Origin of the sequence: Ruegeria sp. SCSIO 43209 (genome assembly GCF_019904295.1) — a bacterium.
In the GTDB taxonomy this organism is placed as follows: Bacteria; Pseudomonadota; Alphaproteobacteria; order Rhodobacterales; family Rhodobacteraceae; genus Ruegeria.
In genome coordinates this window covers 629,797-646,755 of sequence record NZ_CP065359.1, presented here as the reverse complement: position 1 = coordinate 646,755, position 16,959 = coordinate 629,797, and the positions used below count along the sequence as shown (strand labels likewise).

14 protein-coding genes are annotated in these 16,959 nt (G+C 57.5%); 9 read left to right on the top strand and 5 right to left on the bottom strand.

Annotation, left to right across the window (positions count from 1 at the left end; all coding sequences use genetic code 11):
- Positions 1-22 precede the first annotated feature (22 nt).
- The 4 genes from I5192_RS03310 to I5192_RS03295 all read right to left on the bottom strand — a co-directional run bounded on the left by I5192_RS03310 (position 23) and on the right by I5192_RS03295 (position 5,320).
- Positions 23-1,360 (bottom strand): autotransporter outer membrane beta-barrel domain-containing protein, encoded by a 1,338-nt coding sequence (locus I5192_RS03310; RefSeq protein WP_223117756.1) that lies wholly within the window; start codon positions 1,358-1,360, stop codon positions 23-25.
- 403 nt (positions 1,361-1,763) lie between these two features.
- On the bottom strand, positions 1,764-2,543 hold the full coding sequence (locus I5192_RS03305; RefSeq protein WP_170397133.1) for a gamma-glutamyl-gamma-aminobutyrate hydrolase family protein: 780 nt from the start codon (positions 2,541-2,543) through the stop codon (positions 1,764-1,766).
- A 134-nt stretch (positions 2,544-2,677) separates the two neighbouring features.
- Complete coding sequence (locus I5192_RS03300; RefSeq protein WP_170466015.1) at positions 2,678-3,103, bottom strand: heme-binding protein; 426 nt, start codon at positions 3,101-3,103, stop codon at positions 2,678-2,680.
- 81 nt (positions 3,104-3,184) lie between these two features.
- The gene (locus tag I5192_RS03295) at positions 3,185-5,320 is read right to left on the bottom strand and encodes a malate synthase G (protein ID WP_223117755.1); all 2,136 of its coding nucleotides are present in this window, start codon (positions 5,318-5,320) and stop codon (positions 3,185-3,187) included.
- Positions 5,321-5,524: 204 nt separating this feature from the next.
- Here I5192_RS03295 and pepN point away from each other — a divergent pair, with 204 nt between their 5' ends.
- The 6 genes from pepN to I5192_RS03265 all read left to right on the top strand — a co-directional run bounded on the left by pepN (position 5,525) and on the right by I5192_RS03265 (position 13,414).
- A complete protein-coding gene (pepN, locus tag I5192_RS03290) occupies positions 5,525-8,077 on the top strand; it encodes an aminopeptidase N (protein ID WP_223118254.1) in 2,553 nt (850 codons plus the stop codon).
- On the top strand, positions 8,074-8,502 hold the full coding sequence (locus tag I5192_RS03285; RefSeq protein WP_170397141.1) for a hypothetical protein: 429 nt from the start codon (positions 8,074-8,076) through the stop codon (positions 8,500-8,502). Before pepN ends, I5192_RS03285 begins: the two co-directional genes overlap by 4 nt.
- A gap of 126 nt (positions 8,503-8,628) precedes the next feature.
- Entirely contained in the window at positions 8,629-9,888 is a 1,260-nt protein-coding gene (locus I5192_RS03280) for a hypothetical protein (protein WP_170404131.1), read from the top strand.
- A gap of 77 nt (positions 9,889-9,965) precedes the next feature.
- Positions 9,966-11,477 (top strand): Asp-tRNA(Asn)/Glu-tRNA(Gln) amidotransferase subunit GatB, encoded by a 1,512-nt coding sequence (gene gatB / locus I5192_RS03275; protein ID WP_170612191.1) that lies wholly within the window; start codon positions 9,966-9,968, stop codon positions 11,475-11,477.
- Between the two features lie 153 nt (positions 11,478-11,630).
- On the top strand, positions 11,631-12,869 hold the full coding sequence (pepT, locus tag I5192_RS03270) for a peptidase T (protein WP_223117754.1): 1,239 nt from the start codon (positions 11,631-11,633) through the stop codon (positions 12,867-12,869).
- Positions 12,870-12,967: 98 nt separating this feature from the next.
- The gene (locus tag I5192_RS03265; RefSeq protein WP_170424178.1) at positions 12,968-13,414 is read left to right on the top strand and encodes a DUF4177 domain-containing protein; all 447 of its coding nucleotides are present in this window, start codon (positions 12,968-12,970) and stop codon (positions 13,412-13,414) included.
- A 272-nt stretch (positions 13,415-13,686) separates the two neighbouring features.
- On the opposite strand, the gene I5192_RS22700 is transcribed toward I5192_RS03265, so the two are convergent.
- Positions 13,687-13,929, bottom strand: coding sequence for a glycine zipper 2TM domain-containing protein (locus I5192_RS22700; protein WP_170397150.1), 243 nt, complete (start codon positions 13,927-13,929; stop codon positions 13,687-13,689).
- Between the two features lie 554 nt (positions 13,930-14,483).
- Here I5192_RS22700 and I5192_RS03255 point away from each other — a divergent pair.
- The 3 genes from I5192_RS03255 (at position 14,484) to I5192_RS03245 (ending at position 16,828) form a co-directional block, all read left to right on the top strand.
- Positions 14,484-15,713 (top strand): site-specific integrase, encoded by a 1,230-nt coding sequence (locus tag I5192_RS03255; protein WP_223117753.1) that lies wholly within the window; start codon positions 14,484-14,486, stop codon positions 15,711-15,713.
- Between the two features lie 426 nt (positions 15,714-16,139).
- Entirely contained in the window at positions 16,140-16,334 is a 195-nt protein-coding gene (locus I5192_RS03250; RefSeq protein WP_223117752.1) for a hypothetical protein, read from the top strand.
- 119 nt (positions 16,335-16,453) lie between these two features.
- The gene (locus I5192_RS03245; protein ID WP_223117751.1) at positions 16,454-16,828 is read left to right on the top strand and encodes a hypothetical protein; all 375 of its coding nucleotides are present in this window, start codon (positions 16,454-16,456) and stop codon (positions 16,826-16,828) included.
- The last annotated feature ends 131 nt before the right edge of the window (positions 16,829-16,959 follow it).

Here is a 16,959-nt window from a genome sequence, read left to right as displayed (position 1 = left end):
GCGCTCGCTCTTCCTGATGGCCTTAGAAGTTGACAGAAAGAAAGATTGCAGCTTCCGTCGCTTCAAAATCACTTTCGAACACGTCGAGATATCCGATTGAAGCCTCCAGAAACACCGTCTTGCTTGTACGTCCTCTCACACCCAAACGGGTTGACCAAACAACATCATTGTCAGTGTTTGCAACTGTTCCACCCCCTAAGTTCTCGCGTTCAAACCAATAGGTCGCGCTGAGCGATGCATAAGGTGAAATGACAGAGCTGCCATTGAAGAACGGACGACTTACTTCGACCTCGGGCGTTAGGGCACTGTATTTTGCTTCTTGGATTTCACCAATAAACTCGGCTGGATTTCCCAGATACGTCCCGGTGAGATCGTAATCCTCGGCACTGTAATGATAGTAATCAAACGAGATCGACGGACGAATTAAGTAAGCTCCAGCCTCATATTGTCCGATTGCCTCGAGATTCGCGCGCCAACGGGTGCGATCAAAATCACCGCTCAGCTCCAGCACATCCACATCCGTGGAGAAGCGACCGATCGTGGCGAGACCGTTTAGAACCCACCTCTCAGACATCCGCCAGGCGAAATAGGGTCCGATCGCGAATCCCGAAGTATCCTGAGAAAACTGCCCCTGAAAGCCGTCCAGCTGAGTGTTTTCGTATTCAAGCTGCAAACCAAGCACGAGGTTTTCTTGGACAAGACGGTCGATCCCAATTTCGAAAAAGCTGTCGTTCACATCCAGTTCGCTGTTTCCACGGGTGTCTTCAATGTCTGTGTAGGTGAAATTGGTCCATACATTCCAAACAGATTCTGGCCCAAACTCGCGCCCCTCCGTCAGCGGAGGGCCGACAACCGGATCGCACAAGGCAGGGTCAAGCTTACCCGTCGCATCCGCCACGCAGGCTTGGTCATCGCCCGAAGGTCGCCCCCTTACGTAGAGCGGATTAACGGGTCGACCTGTCTCGCCTATGTTGCCAATTCCACCGCCCGACCCTCCGGAACCGCCACCAGAGCCACCACCGGATCCGCCACCAGAGCCACCACCGGATCCGCCCGAGCCGCCGCCGCCGCCGAAGCCACCCCCGGAACCGCCGCCTCCAAAGCCGCCCCCGCCTCCGAATCCGCCACCTGATCCACCCGAGCCGCCGCCCCCAGAGCCACCGCCAGAGCCACCGCCGGATCCACCCGAGCCGCCTCCGTTTCCTCCCCCGCCGCCACCATTGCCACCACCCCAACCCGGCAGCGTCCAATCTCTTTTTTGGTTTTGCGTATCGATCAGACAGTCGCGCCCATTTGGTGCCCCTCCGCGTTTGAACAGACGATGAACGCCCCCTGATCCATTAGATACGAAGGGAGACAAGCTTAGATGAACTCCGGGCCGAGATCGGCTCCAGGTATCAACGGTCGTGTTGCCCTGTGCAGCTTCCAGACGAAAAGCACCGCTTTCCGTCTGCGATAACCACAATGAGGATGAAGAGTCAGGTGTTCGCCCGATGTAAAGCAGGTCTCCGGCCGAGCTGCATTGTTGCGCATGCCCAGCAGTTCCCAGGACCGCCAAAAAAAGTGCCGCAGGAACGAATTCTCTTAAACCGCGAGGGTACTTTCCTGAAAAGCTGTGCATGAACTGCTCCGAACCCAGTCAGATTTGAATATGGCCAAGGGTATCTCGGCGCAAATTCGCGGTTCAGGGAAGATATCCAATTATCTTTTTATTCGAATGTTGCCGGCAAACCTTAGAACGATCCATCGACAGATTAGCGTGACTAAGCAGACTGCCGGATCGCCCCGACCGTTTTCGCGTTTTTCCAATCGTATACGGCGCGACCAAATTCCTTGAACAATGGCCGCGAAACAGGGTCATTCGCCGCGTCCCATTCAGGGTGCCATTGGACCGAAAGGGTAAAGCCGGGGGCATCCTCGACATAGATCGCCTCGGGCGTGCCATCAGGCGCGTGGCCATCGATCACCACATTCTCGCCCAGCGTCTTGATCCCTTGTCCGTGTAACGTATTGGTCATCACTTCGGCCGCGCCCAGCAGGCGGTGGAACACACCACCTTCGGTTAGCGACACGACATGGCGCAGAGCAAACTTCTCCTCCAAAGTGCCGTCGGGTGGCATCCGGTGGTTCTGACGCCCCGGGAGGTCACGAATCTCAGGGTAGAGCGTACCACCCAAGGCGACGTTTACTTCTTGAAACCCGCGACAAATCCCAAAGAACGGCTGACCCCGCTCGGCACAGGCCCGGATCAGAGGCAGCGTGATTGCATCCCGCGCGCGGTCAAACTCACCATGCGCCTCGGTTGCGGGCTCGCCATATTCTTCGGGGTGAACGTTCGGACGGCCGCCGGTCAGCAGGAAGCCGTCGCAAACCTCGAGCAACTCATCAACCGCTACATAACGCGGGTCGGCGGGGATCAGTAGCGGCAGACAGTCAGACACGTTCGAGACCGCCTCGGAATTCATCGTTCCGCCCGCATGGGTCGGATACTGATCATTCATCAGATAAGAGTTGCCGATTATTCCAACGACGGGGCGCGCCATTCCAAGTCCCTTGTATCGCTCATTTCCTGCAAAACCTATCGGCAGGTTTGGCCGCGCGCAACGGCACAGACCCTGCATGGTAGCGCAAGCGCGTGTTCAGCGACGCACATCCCTGATGAAGTTCGATAAAGGGGTCAGATCTCGCCCGTCAACCCAGCGGCTTCGATACCTGCCAACGCGGCCGCTGCGTCATTATCCGAAGTGTCGCCGGTTACACCTACGGCACCAACCACCGCACCCTTGCGGTCACGCAGCAGCACACCGCCAGGAACCGGAACAACCTGACCGCCATAAACCCCGTTCACGGCCGCCATGAAATAGGCCTGCCCTTCGGCCCGCTGCATCTGCGCGGTCCCCGCCATACCTAGCATTACCGATCCGTAAGCCTTGCCATGTGCGATTGCAAAACGCCCCGGCGCGGCGCCATCTTCGCGTTCGAACGAGATCACGTGGCCTCCGGCGTCCAGGACAACAACCGAGAGCGGTTTCAGCTCCATCTCGCGCCCTTTTTCCAGAGCTTTACGAATGATGGTCCGCGCTTTGCGCAATGAAATGTTCATGCCCGATCCTTTTCATCTGGCCAAAAATACCTTCGGGGGAGCACGAGGGGGCAGACAGCCCCCTCGTTCCTGCCCTTGCCCCTAGCTCAAACTTGCCTTCAGTTCCAGGCGACGGGCGTGCAGCACAGGCTCGGTATAACCCGAGGGCTGCACCCGCCCCCGGAACACCAGATCACAAGCCGCCTGAAACGCCACCCCGTCAAAACCCGGTGCCATGGGCCTGTAGGCCGGGTCTCCTTCGTTCTGACGGTCCACTACCGCGGCCATTTTCTGCATCGCCGCCATCACCTGTTCCTGACTGACCACATCGTGATGCAACCAGTTGGCCAGCGCCTGCGAAGAAATCCGACAGGTTGCGCGGTCCTCCATCAGTCCTATGTCGTTGATATCCGGAACTTTCGAGCAGCCAACACCCTGATCAATCCAGCGCACAACATAACCCAAGATTCCTTGTGCGTTGTTTTCGATCTCACGGGTGATCTCACCAGCGCTGAGATTACGCCCGCCCAGCAGAGGTATGGTCAGCAGATCATTCAACGTACCCCGAGCCCCGCCAGCGGCCAATTCATCCTGGCGCGCCAACACATCGATCTTGTGATAGTGGGTTGCATGAAGCGTTGCCGCAGTAGGTGACGGCACCCAGGCGCAGGTTGCACCGGTTTGCGGGTGGCCGATCTTGGTCGCCAGCATGTCCGCCATCCGATCGGGCATGGCCCACATACCCTTGCCAATTTGCGCTCTGCCTTTCAGGCCGCAGACCAGTCCGATATCCACATTGCGATCCTCGTAAGACGCAATCCATGGCGTATCCTTGATATCGCCCTTCGGCAGCATCGGGCCTGCTTCCATAGAAGTATGAATCTCATCCCCCGTCCGATCCAGGAATCCGGTATTGATAAAGGCCACGCGCGATTTTGCGGCCCGAATGCATTCCTTGAGGTTGGCCGATGTGCGCCGCTCTTCATCCATAATGCCCAGCTTCACCGTATTGCGCGGCAGGCCCAGGATATCCTCGACCATGTCGAAAATCTCGACCGAAAACGCCACTTCCTCGGGCCCGTGCATCTTGGGTTTGACCACATAGACAGACCCCCTGACCGAGTTCCCGCCCTCGCGCTTCAGGTCATGCATGGCGATCAGCGTTGTGCAGAGCGCGTCCATCAAACCTTCACCAATCTCGCGCCCTTCGGCATCCAGCACTGCGGGGTTCGTCATTAGATGGCCCACATTTCGCACCAGCATCAGCGACCGACCTTTCAGGCTGGCTGGCGTGCCATTCGGAGCCCTGTAGGCCAAATCCCCAGCAAGTTTGCGCGTGAAGGTTGTGCCGCCTTTCGTAACCTCTTCGGTCAGGTTTCCGTCCATCAGGCCAAGCCAGTTTCCATAGGCCAACACTTTGTCGGTCGCGTCGACACAAGCAACAGAATCCTCGCAATCCATGATGGTCGAAAGCGCGGATTCCAAACGGACATCAGAAATACCTGCAGGATCGGTGGCACCAATTGTGCTATGCGCATCAATCCTGACTTGAATGTGCAACCCGTTGTTGCTCAGCAATACAAACTCCGGTGCTTCAGCTGCGCCAGCGTAGCCTGCGAACTGAGACGGGTCGGCGAGCTTCGGTATCAGCGCACCGTCCCTAACGCTTAACCCGGAGACCTCCGCCCAGGACCCTTCGGATAGCGGCACAGCCTCATCCAGGAACGCCTTGGCCCAGGCGATGACCCGCGCACCGCGCCCGGCGTCATAAGCCTTGCCTGTCGGCAGATCGCCTAACGCATCTGTTCCATAAAGCGCATCATATAAACTGCCCCAGCGCGCATTTGCGGCATTCAACGCAAAGCGCGCGTTGGTGATCGGCACTACCAATTGCGGTCCGGGGATTAGCGCGATTTCAGGGTCGACACTGGCTGTCTCGATCTCGAAATCGTCGCCTTCCTCTACCAGATACCCAATCTCACGCAGAAAAGACTGATATTCAGCCGCGTCAATGGGCAACCCCCGCCGCGCCGCGTGCCAGCCATCGATCCGGCCCTGAATGTCAGCCCGCTTGTCCAGCAGCGCCCGGTTTTTCGGCCCAAGTTCATTGGCCAAGCGCGCCAGACCCGCCCAGAAATCAATTGCCGAAACTTCCGTGCCCGGCAGCGCCTTCTGTTCGATGAAATCCACCAGAACCGGGTCAATCTGCAGCCCGTTGCGGGTCTCTCTGCTGCTCATATTCCGAATCCCCTACGATTGTGTGCCATTGTATGCGCTCCTCAATTAGGGCGTTCGTTTCCGATAGGCAACTTCTGTCCCGACATGAGGGGCATTTGACCCAGCGCGAACCGTCTCAAATGAACAGCGGCAATGGCACATCGGTTGCAGCGTCCGCGCGAAGCCCATAACGTCGCGCCAGATTCCCAGTCGATGAGGCCCCCGATGCGCGACGCCGCCCCCACAACGATTTATCTGAAAGACTACACTCCGTTCGGGTTTCTAGTGGACAGCGTGCATCTGACCTTCGATCTGGCCGCACACGCCACTCGCGTCACTTCCCGCATCGCCTTCCGCCCGAACCCCGAGGCGACCGACCGCACGTTTTTTCTGCATGGCGAAGAGCTAAAGCTGATCCGTGCCGCAATTGATGGTGAAGTGATCACGCCTGAAGTGACCGCCGAAGGCCTCACCGCAACGGTGCCCGACGCGCCTTTCGTGTGGGAGGCCGTGGTCGAGATTGATCCCGGCAACAACACCGCGCTTGAGGGGCTGTATATGTCGAACGGCATGTATTGCACCCAATGCGAGGCCGAAGGGTTTCGCAAGATCACCTATTACCCCGACCGCCCGGATGTGATGTCTACCTTTACGGTGCGCATCAATGGCGACCTTCCCGTGCTGCTATCGAACGGCAACCCTTCGGGCAAAGGCGAGGGCTGGGCTGAATGGGTCGATCCATGGCCAAAACCCGCCTATCTGTTCGCGCTGGTCGCCGGAGAGCTGATCGCCCATCCCGGCCAGTTCACCACCAAATCCGGTCGCGACGTCGAACTAAATCTCTGGGTCCGCCCCGGCGATGAAGGCAAATGCGCCTTTGGCATGGAAGCCCTTAAGAAGTCAATGAAATGGGATGAGGATGTCTATGGCCGCGAATACGATCTGGACGTGTTCAACATCGTGGCCGTGGACGATTTCAACATGGGCGCAATGGAGAACAAGGGGCTGAACATCTTCAACTCCTCCGCCGTTCTTGCCAGCCCTGAAACCTCGACCGACATGAATTTCGAACGGATCGAGGCGATCATCGCACATGAGTACTTCCACAACTGGACCGGCAACCGCATCACTTGCCGCGACTGGTTCCAGCTGTGCCTGAAAGAGGGCCTGACTGTGTTCCGCGACGCGCAGTTCACTTCGGATATGCGCTCGGCTCCTGTAAAACGTATCCACGATGCCATCGACCTGCGCGCGCGGCAATTCCCCGAAGATAACGGGCCACTCTCGCATCCGGTCCGCCCCGAAAGCTTTCAGGAAATCAACAACTTCTACACCTCAACCGTCTATGAAAAAGGCGCCGAGGTGATCGGGATGCTGAAACGGCTGGTCGGGGATGAGGCCTACAGCAAAGCACTGGACCTGTACTTCGATCGCCACGACGGGCAGGCCTGCACGATCGAAGATTGGCTGAAAGTATTCGAAGACACTACGGGCCTCGACCTGACCCAGTTCAAACGTTGGTACAGCCAATCCGGTACCCCCCGTGTCTCAGTTGCCGAAGACTGGACCGATGGCACCTATACCCTGACGCTGCACCAACGGACCGAGCCGACGCCGGGACAAGAGGACAAGCAACCTCAGGTCATCCCTATCGCTGTGGGTCTGCTTGGTCCAAACGGGGACGAGATACGTGCGACCGAAGTGCTGGAACTGACCGAAGCCGAGCAGAGTTTTACCTTTACCGGTCTCACGGCCAAACCTGTGCCCTCGATCCTGCGTGATTTCTCGGCCCCTGTGATCCTTGAACATGAGATCAGCAATGCCGAACGCGCCTTCCTTCTGGCTCATGACACCGACCCGTTCAACCGCTGGCAGGCAGGGCGGTCGCTAGCCGAGGAAACCCTGCTGCGCATGATCACCGATGAGGCAACGCCTGATACCGACTATCTTGACGGCTTGCTGGCAGTGCTACGGAATGAGGCGCTGGACCCGGCCTACCGGGCACTGATGCTGGGTCTGCCGACGCAATCGGAACTGGCCGCAACACTATTTGACAAGGGCATCACCCCCGACCCGATGGCGATCTGGCGAGCGGTGGAGACTTTGCGTCAAGCCACGGCGCAACACGTTCAAGACCTGCTCCCCCGTCTGAACAGTGAAACGCTGGTGGACGCGCCTTATCAGCCGGACGCTGATCAATCAGGCAAACGCGCCTTGGGCAGCGCGGCGCTTGCGCTGACCTCGAGACTGGATGGAGGTGCCAAGGCCGCAGAGCAATATGCACGTGCTGACAACATGACCCTGCAGTTGGCCGCGTTGTCTTGTCTGCTACGCGCGGGCAAAGGCGAACGTGAGCTGGCCGCCTTCTATGATCAATGGCAGCATGACCGGCTGGTCATGGATAAGTGGTTCGCCATGCAGGTCTTGATGACCGGACCGGAAAAATCGGTTGAGACCGCGCACAAGTTGACCGAGCATGCTGATTTCAATTGGAAAAACCCAAATCGTTTCCGCGCCTTGATGGGATCCCTAGCAGGCAACCACGCAGGCTTCCACCAAGCGAACGGAGCAGGTTACGCGCTGCTGGCAGACTGGTTGATCCGACTTGATCCAGTAAACCCGCAGACCACCGCCAGGATGTGCAGCGTGTTCCAAACTTGGAAACGCTATGACGCCGACCGTCAGGCCTTAATACTTGCACAACTGAATCGCATTGCCGACACGCCGAACCTGTCTCGGGACACGACCGAAATGGTCACGCGCATCTTGGGCGCATGACCGCGTTTACGTTCACTCGACAGAACCGAAATCAGCGAACGGTTCTGATCCTGATCGGCGTTTACGCGATGTTGATCGCTTTGATGATCCTGCTGAACGCGGTCTGGTGGCTGATGGCGCTTCTGGCCCTGACTACCCTGCCCGCGCTGTGGGATGTCATCAAGGACACCAGCGCAGGTATGGAGCTGACCGATGAAACCCTGCGTTGGCACACCGGCCAACGTCAGGGACAACTCAAGCTGTCCGAGGTGGATCGATTCCGGTTTGACACGCGGTGGGATTTCTCGGTGCGCGTCTCAGCGGTTCTGAAATCCGACAAACGCGTGCGTTTACCCGATGAATCACTGCCGCCACACAAGCAATTCGAAATGGTCCTGAATCAGGCGGGATTCGCGGTCGAACGACATCATTTTAGAGTTTTCTGAAACGATTCATGGAGTCTGGGCCACATTGGCACCTGAATCGCGGGTTCTCCGCGACGCAGTCTTGATTTGAGCAGATTTTTTGGCAAACTGGACGGGTTACAAGTTTGTTCCAGTTCGAGTTTTGCCATGTTTTGGTCTTTGAAGGCTTTTGCCGCCCGTATTGTCGGTTCTTCTGATCCCACCCCTACACCTCTGCCTGCGTCCGTCGCCGATGCTACTGCATGGCTTGTCGCCTCGGGGCAGTTGAACATCCCAATCGCAGAATCAGATGAAAATGATGCGATCGGGCATCAGGTGATCGAACGTGGCCGCCATCTGGCGCGGCAGGATATGTGGGCAGAACTGTCGCTGGAGATGCGCGCTGCAGATGAGGGGCGCAAGGCTACCCCTTGCGGGCAGCCGATCTCCGAGCTGTTGGCCTTTGGGGCCCGGTCCGATGTGGTTTTGGCGGCCGAGCACGCGCTGTCGGACGGCAAAGCACTGTCAGACTATGATCTGCTGGGCGGGATCTCGGAATTGGAAGGCGAGATTCAGAACCATCCCGATGATCCGATGATCACGCTTGTGGTTGCCTTGGCCCATATCGATTTGGCGTGGGCCTGGCGCGGGACGGCGCACCCGGACACGCTGCCGGCGCTGCACCAATCCCGTTGTGCCGCGCATTTCGACCGGGCTGCTGCGCTGCTTCCGAAATGCCGCGCTGCGCTGCCCGACAGTCCGGCGATTGCTGCAGCGGATTGCGCCTTGCTGGCAGGACACATTGATCCGCGCACCCGCGTTGCTGATAAATACGAGGCCCTGATCACGCTGGATCCCCAGAACCATCGCCACATGCGCGCGATGGGCAGCCACCTGCTGCCACGCTGGTTCGGCAGCTATGAACAGCTTGAGGTGCAAGCCTTGCGAAACGCCGCACGGACCCAGAAAAATTGGGGTGCGGGTGGGTATACCTGGGTGCAATTCGACGCCATCGCGCTGGATGACGAGGCCTGCGCGCGGGTAGATGTCGAATACTTCCTTGAAGGTTTGCGCGATATCGTTGCACGTCGTCCGGATCAGCAGACAATCAACCTGCTGGCGGCCTATTGCTCGGTCACATTGCAGAACAGAATGGGCCAGAACCCGCGCGCCGATATTGCCCGCAAACAGATTTGCGAGGCCGCAAACTGGCTGATCCGCGATCACATGACTGAACTGCATCCGCTGATCTGGGCCCACGCGGCGAACGGGTTCAATAACAGCCTTCGCGTCAACTCGGCCGAGCGTTTTGCCGCCCGTGGTCGCCGCGATGCGCTGAAGGCAATCGCCAATCTGTTGCGGGATGAGTTGCGCAGTGGGCAGAGTGTGACCTTTACACCGTCGGGGCTGCAGTTCTCGGGGAACTAAAGCGCCATTGCCCCTTGCCCCTTTGGCGCGCCGGGCCTAATACGCAGGCTTAGACTTCTGCGGAAATGAGGCGCGCCATGCTCGACCTGACATACGAAATGCCCAAACCCAAAACCATTGCCGGGGCCAAGCACGATTGGGAACTGGTGATCGGGATGGAGGTGCACGCTCAGGTCTCGTCCAACGCCAAACTATTCTCGGGCGCGTCGACCCAATTCGGGGCCGAGCCGAATTCGAACGTGGCGTTTGTGGACGCCGCAATGCCGGGGATGCTGCCGGTGATCAACGAGTATTGCGTTGAACAGGCCGTGCGCACCGGGCTGGGTCTGAAAGCGGATATCAACTTGAAATCGGCCTTTGACCGCAAGAACTACTTCTATCCCGACCTGCCGCAAGGATACCAGATTTCCCAGCTTTATCAGCCTATTGTAGGTGAAGGAGAAGTTCTGGTCGAGATGGGCGACGGTACCGCGCGCATGGTCCGCATCGAACGCATCCACATGGAGCAAGACGCGGGCAAATCGATCCACGACATGGACCCGCATATGTCCTTTGTCGACCTGAACCGGACCGGTGTGTGCCTGATGGAGATCGTTTCGCGCCCCGATATTCGCGGGCCGGAAGAGGCCGCGGCATATATCGCCAAGCTGCGTCAGATCATGCGTTACTTAGGCACCTGCGACGGCAACATGCAAAACGGCAACCTGCGGGCGGACGTAAACGTTTCGATCTGTTTGCCGGGTGCTTACGAGAAGTATCAGGAAACACAGGACTTTTCGCATCTGGGCACGCGCTGCGAGATCAAGAACATGAACTCAATGCGCTTTATCCAGCAAGCGATCGAGGTCGAAGCCCGCCGTCAGATTGCCATCGTCGAAGGCGGCGGTACCATCGATCAGGAAACACGTCTGTACGACCCGGACAAGGGCGAGACACGCTCGATGCGGTCCAAGGAAGAGGCGCATGATTATCGCTACTTCCCCGACCCCGATCTGCTGCCGCTGGAGATCGAACAGGCATGGGTGGATGACATCGCCGCCAATCTGCCCGAGCTGCCAGACGATAAAAAAGCTCGTTTTATCAGTGCGTTCGGCCTGACCGACTATGACGCATCGGTGCTGACCGCCGAGGTGGAATCAGCGGCTTATTTCGAAGAGGTCGCCAAGGGGCGCAGCGGCAAGCTGGCCGCGAACTGGGTCATCAACGAACTGTTTGGTCGCCTAAAAAAAGAAGACCACGACATCACCGAGTCTCCGGTGTCTCCGGCTCAGTTGGCGGGTATCATTGATCTGATTTCGTCGGATGCCATCTCGGGCAAGATCGCCAAGGATCTGTTCGAAATCGTCTATACCGAAGGCGGTGACCCGGCGCAGATCGTTGAAGACCGCGGCATGAAACAGGTGACAGATACCGGCGCGATCGAGGCCGCTTTGGACGAGATCATCTCGGCCAATCCGGCGCAAGTTGAGAAGGCCAAGGTGAACCCAAAACTGGCCGGATGGTTCGTCGGACAGGTGATGAAGGCCACCGGCGGCAAGGCCAACCCGAAGGCCGTTAACGAACTGGTCAGCAAAAAGCTGGGTTCGTAAACCTTCCGAGTTGTACAAACCCCGGACAGGGGTTTGTTCGACTTGTACATAACGAAAACTTAATTTCAGAGCGCTCAAATCGGGCAAGCCATCGGCTTGACTCCCTGCCCGAATGCGCATTCTCATCTCGCCAAGTCAGAGAGGTGAGCATCAATGAAAAATCGTTTCGATCAGGAACTGGAAACCCGGCTGGTGCGCTATGCCGCCATCGACAGCCAGAGCGATGAGACCTCGCCATCGACCCCCAGCACCGAAATCCAGTTCGACATGCTGAACCTGCTGAAGCAAGAGCTTACCGAAATCGGTGCGCAGGATGTTGAGATGACTGGTGACAGCGTCGTGGTGGCAACCATCCCCGGTACGGCCGAAGGACCGACCATCGGGTTTCTGGCGCATGTCGACACCGCGCCTCAGTTCAACGCAACCGGGGTCAAGCCTCGGGTGATCAAGGGGTATAATGGGGGCGAGATTACATTCCCCGATGACCCCGATCTGGTGCTTTCGCCCGAAGAACACCCCTATCTGGCCGAGAAGATCGGGCATGACCTGATCACCGCCTCAGGCACCACGCTTCTGGGGGCTGATGACAAGGCGGGCGTTTCGATCCTGATGACGATGGCGCGACACCTGCTTGAGAACAAGGACATGCACCATGGTCCGATTCGCATCGCCTTTACCCCGGATGAAGAGATCGGGCGCGGTGTTACCGAACAGCTGCCCAAAGATCTGGGCGCGGATTTCGCCTATACGCTGGACGGGCAGGAACTGGGTGAGATCGAATACGAAAGCTTCTCGGCCGACCGAGCGGTGATTAAGATCACCGGCGTGTCGATCCACCCGGGACTGGCCAAAGACAAAATGGTAAACGCGGCGCATCTGGCTGCAAAGATTGTGCAGACCCTACCTCAGGCAACGATGACGCCCGAGGTGACGGATGGGCGCCAGGGGTTCATCCATGTCACCGATATGAACGGCGGCTCGTCCGAGATGGAGATAAAACTGATCCTGCGCGATTTCGAGATGGATGCGCTGGAAGCCCAGCGCGAGATCGTCCGACAAGTCTGCGCCGCCGTACAGGCCACCGAGCCGCGTGCGACCATCACCTGCGACATCTCCCATCAGTATCGCAATATGCGCTATTGGCTGGAAAAAGACATGACGCCCGTCGATCTGGCGCGTGAAGCCTGCCGTGAACAAGGGATCGAGCCCGTTTCGGTGCCGATCCGGGGTGGCACCGACGGCTCGCGCCTGACCGAGTTTGGCACACCTACGCCCAATATCTTCACGGGAATGCAATGCATACACGGCCCGTTGGAATGGATTTCGGTGCAGGACATGGCGGTCGCGACAGAAACCTGCTTGTCACTCGTAGGCAAAGCAGCGCGGAGCTAAGGCCACAGTGCGGGCCGAAATTCGCCAATGCGCGATCTTGGCTTTCGCCCGCCCGTCAAAATGTTAATTTGCCCCGACACGGCAATCAGGACCAGTTGATGCAGCGCTACGAATACAAAGTTGTCCCCGCTCCGCAAAAGGGCACCAAGGCGAAGGGCGTGAAAACGCCCGAGGGCCGGTTTGCCACCTCGATCGAGCAACTGCTGAACCAGATGGGACAGGATGGCTGGGAGTATCAGCGCGCCGAATTGCTGCCCAGCGAAGAACGTTCGGGGCTGACCGGGTCAACCACCAACTGGCGCAACGTGTTGGTTTTCCGCCGGGCTCTGGCGTTGGAAAAACCTGAGCAGTCCGAACCCGTCGAAGAGGACACCGCCCCAACCGCGCGCGCAGTCCCGGGACCCGAAGAGGTTTTGGCCAAAACTCCTGCCGCCCCTGCCCCAATCTCGGAAGAGCCCGAAGACCCGCCCTTGTCTTTGAAACCTTCGGACGAAGTGGCGGATGACGAAGTGCGCCCCGAGCAAGCACGCCCAGCCGAGCCGTGATTGGATAACAATCAATCGAAGGATACCGCGTGAAGGGGCAAGGCCCTTATACCCTGCCCCATAACGGTTATGCTTTGTCAGTTCCGACCCGCGAACCCCATCGGCGAGAAACGACGCAGTAAGGGGATTGCTGCTGAGCCAGTTGACCTTGAATTTGGCACATCCAGAAAGCTAGGCGCGCAACCGCCAGACAGGGCAACTGCATGACCTGCGAAACCAATATTTGCGGAGCCAAAAACGAGCGTGGAGTAAGAGGGTTTATTGCAAGGTTGTCAATTGCAAGCTGATTGCCCTGCATACATCCCAGCGCCTGCACCTGCTGCAGTCGCGAGTGTCTTGCCTGTACCGCCTCCGAACCGATTTCCAACCACTCCCCCAAGGGCAGCGCCACCAAGGATTCCCGCAGCGCAGCGAGCGTCTTGCTGTACCTGCGCCTGAGTTGGCGTCGTCGGAGCCCCGCAAGCAGCCAAGAGCAGTGAGGTCGCAAGCGCACAGGTTGTCAGTGCTTTGTTCATCTCGATTGCCTCTCAAATACCAAATAGTTATCTGAGTAAGTGGCTCTGGCGCGTCTAGCGTACAAGAGATCAGCGTCTGTTTGATTCGAGATTAATCAAAACTTAATAAAGAAGACTAAGGGTCGAGCGCTTAAAGCGATATTTGCTGGTTTCCGATGGTTGCGGGTGCCGGGTTCCTGGTAAACCCCGACATTGGACGGCCGTGTTTTAATTGTAGAAAACGGGCGATGAGCGCGGAGCATCACAGTAAGATTTGACGCACAATAAAGCGCGACTACTGAATCTTCTGTTCCCCTATATTTGCCCCCATGACCACATAGGTCGCGAGCCAGATCGAGCAAATATACATAGATATCTGAAGAGATGGTGCCCCCACACGGCACTGAACAACGTAATCTCAATGCCCCTCAATGCGTCAAGATGAAGAATTTATCCCAATATAAACAAAGGCATTAATCTCTCTATTCGTCTGTATGCCTCATAATGCGTCTTGATACCGCATGAAAAACAGGGGATAAAATGGGGGATACGAAACTCTATCCCCCGAGGAACGCATGGCAGGAGCCCTCTACAAGCTGAGCGCCGCAAAGGTCCGTACTGCCGGACCGGGCAAGCATAGTGATGGTGGTGGCCTGTATCTGTATCGGCTGGCGTCTGGTGACCAATGGGTGTTTCGGTTCACTATCTCGGGCAAGCGCAAGGAAATGGGTTTAGGCGGTTATCCCGGCGTGACCTTGGCACAGGCCCGCGAACAGGCTGACGTGTACCGCGCCATAGCCAAGAACGGCGGCAACCCTATCGAGGTGCGCAACAGCGAAAAGGCGCAAGCCGCTGCCGACCAGATTGCCAACGATCCGAAGGCCAGAGAAAAGCGGTTGTTGAAGAACATCGCCCCTGAGGCGTTCAAGGCCCGTCAGGCGCAGTTGAAAGACAATGGTGTGGCTGGCCGTTGGTACAGCCCTATCAAAACGCACATCCTGCCAGCGCTAGGCGATAAGCCTGTTGAAGATATCACCGGCACCGCCATAGCCGACGCGCTGCGCCCGATATGGCACACCAAGACTGACGTCGCCAGGAAGGCGCTAACCCGCCTCAAAGCCTGCCTTAGCTACGCCAGCGCTAAGAAATACGAGATTGACCGCCATGCGATAGACGATGCGCGCGAACTACTGGGTAAGCAGGTCCACAAGGCAGAGAATATCCCGTCAATGGATTGGCGGGACGTTCCAGCGTTCTATCAGAGCCTGGAGGGCGGCGGCACGGTTCAACTCGCTCTGCAATTACTGATCCTGACCGGATTGCGGTCGAAGCCGATCCGCTTTGCTCGGGCTGACCAGATTGACGGATTCGTGTGGACAGTGCCCGCAGAACTGGTGAAGGGGCCACGCGGAAAGACTGACGATTTCCGGGTGCCTTTATCGGCGGAAGCGATACGAATTGTTGAGCTGGCTGAAAAGACCGCCCGCGATGGTTTTCTGTTCCCCGGCGTCCGCAAAGGTGTAATCAGTGACGCTAGCATGTCCCGGCATATGGAACGGCTGGAGCTAGCCGCACGCCCCCACGGATTTCGGTCAAGCTTCCGAACATGGGCCGACGAGGCAACTAGTACAGACTATGAAGTCAAGGAAACCGCGATTGGCCATAAGGTCGGGTCCGCCGTTTCCCGCGCCTATCAGCGATCCGATTACTTTGATGAGCGTCTATTACTGGCCGAACGCTGGGCGGCGCACGTCACTGGCAAACAGGCAGAAATAATCCAATTCCACGGATCAACAAATCAATAGAAATGTCCGATTATCCCCAAGCAACGAAATTCTTTGTGGACAACCGCGCGCCGCACCCTTCCCCTAAGGAGAATCACACAGTATGTTGTAGACAGGTCCTGACACGCCACGATGCGTCGTAGGGCTTCACCGCAGAGGGTCGCCGCCACTTCTCACAATATTGGCGACCCATCTGCTTCAACCCCAAAGCAGGAGCTTCGGAATAACAATGCATACGATTGGAGATAGGGCCAAGGCCATTTTCAGCAAAGATGCTGAGTTCGTTTCTCCCTCTCGTGTGCCTCATTATATGGCAACCTGTCGTGATAAACGCAACAGTTATATTTCGCATCTAGCGAACGGCTGGGTCGTGTATCATCTTCGGGTGCTCTGCCAGAAATGTGTCAAGTTCTATCCGAGGCTTCTGCTCAATATGGAGCAATCCAAATGGCAGAAGTTGCCGAAAAGCCTAGAAACCTGATCCGCCTAAAGGATGCAATACAGCGTTATTCGCTGAGTCGGTCCACATTCGACCGTGCCGCCAATGCCGGTGTAATCACCAAGCACAAAGTTGGCCGCGCCACGTTCTTGGATACGTATCAGATTGATGCGTTCATCACGGGCGAATGCCAGAGCGTATAATGAAAACCCGCGCCAATGGGCTCAACATTGGACACGGGCAATTTCGTTATATCAGTAACGGCTTACGACGCCCTTAGTCTACAATGTTCGTTCCCCGCGCGCAAGCGAGGTCAGAGCAAATGACTGTAACTACAGGTACAGAATTCAAGACTGAACGCCCAGCACCGGGCACACTCTGGGTAACGGGCTGGCACAGCCTGAAATCCGAAACCACAATCGCTGCATTTCTTGTCGAGAGTGAGGGCGCAGATCCGCGCACCGTTCACGTCAGCAAGAACAAGCGGCGCATTTTCGAAGCGCTGATTGACAACCCCATGTACTGCGCCAGCCCCTGCCGGTTGTCGCACTACGTCATGTTGTTGCGTGAGGAACAGGGTCTCAACATCGAGACCGAATGGTACAGCAACGACCCGAAAACCGGGCGTGAACGCTTCGGTGTGTATGTACTCAAAGATAAGGTGACGCGGATCACCGGAAACGAGGTGCGCCAATGAGCGCCCTCAATCTCCCCACCCTTCACCCTGGGTTTGTCGCACGCAATCGGCGTGATCCTGACAATCAGAATGTGCCACCACGCAGGGTATTGCAGAACTGCCCAATACTGGCGGTGCATTGGTTTGGCGTG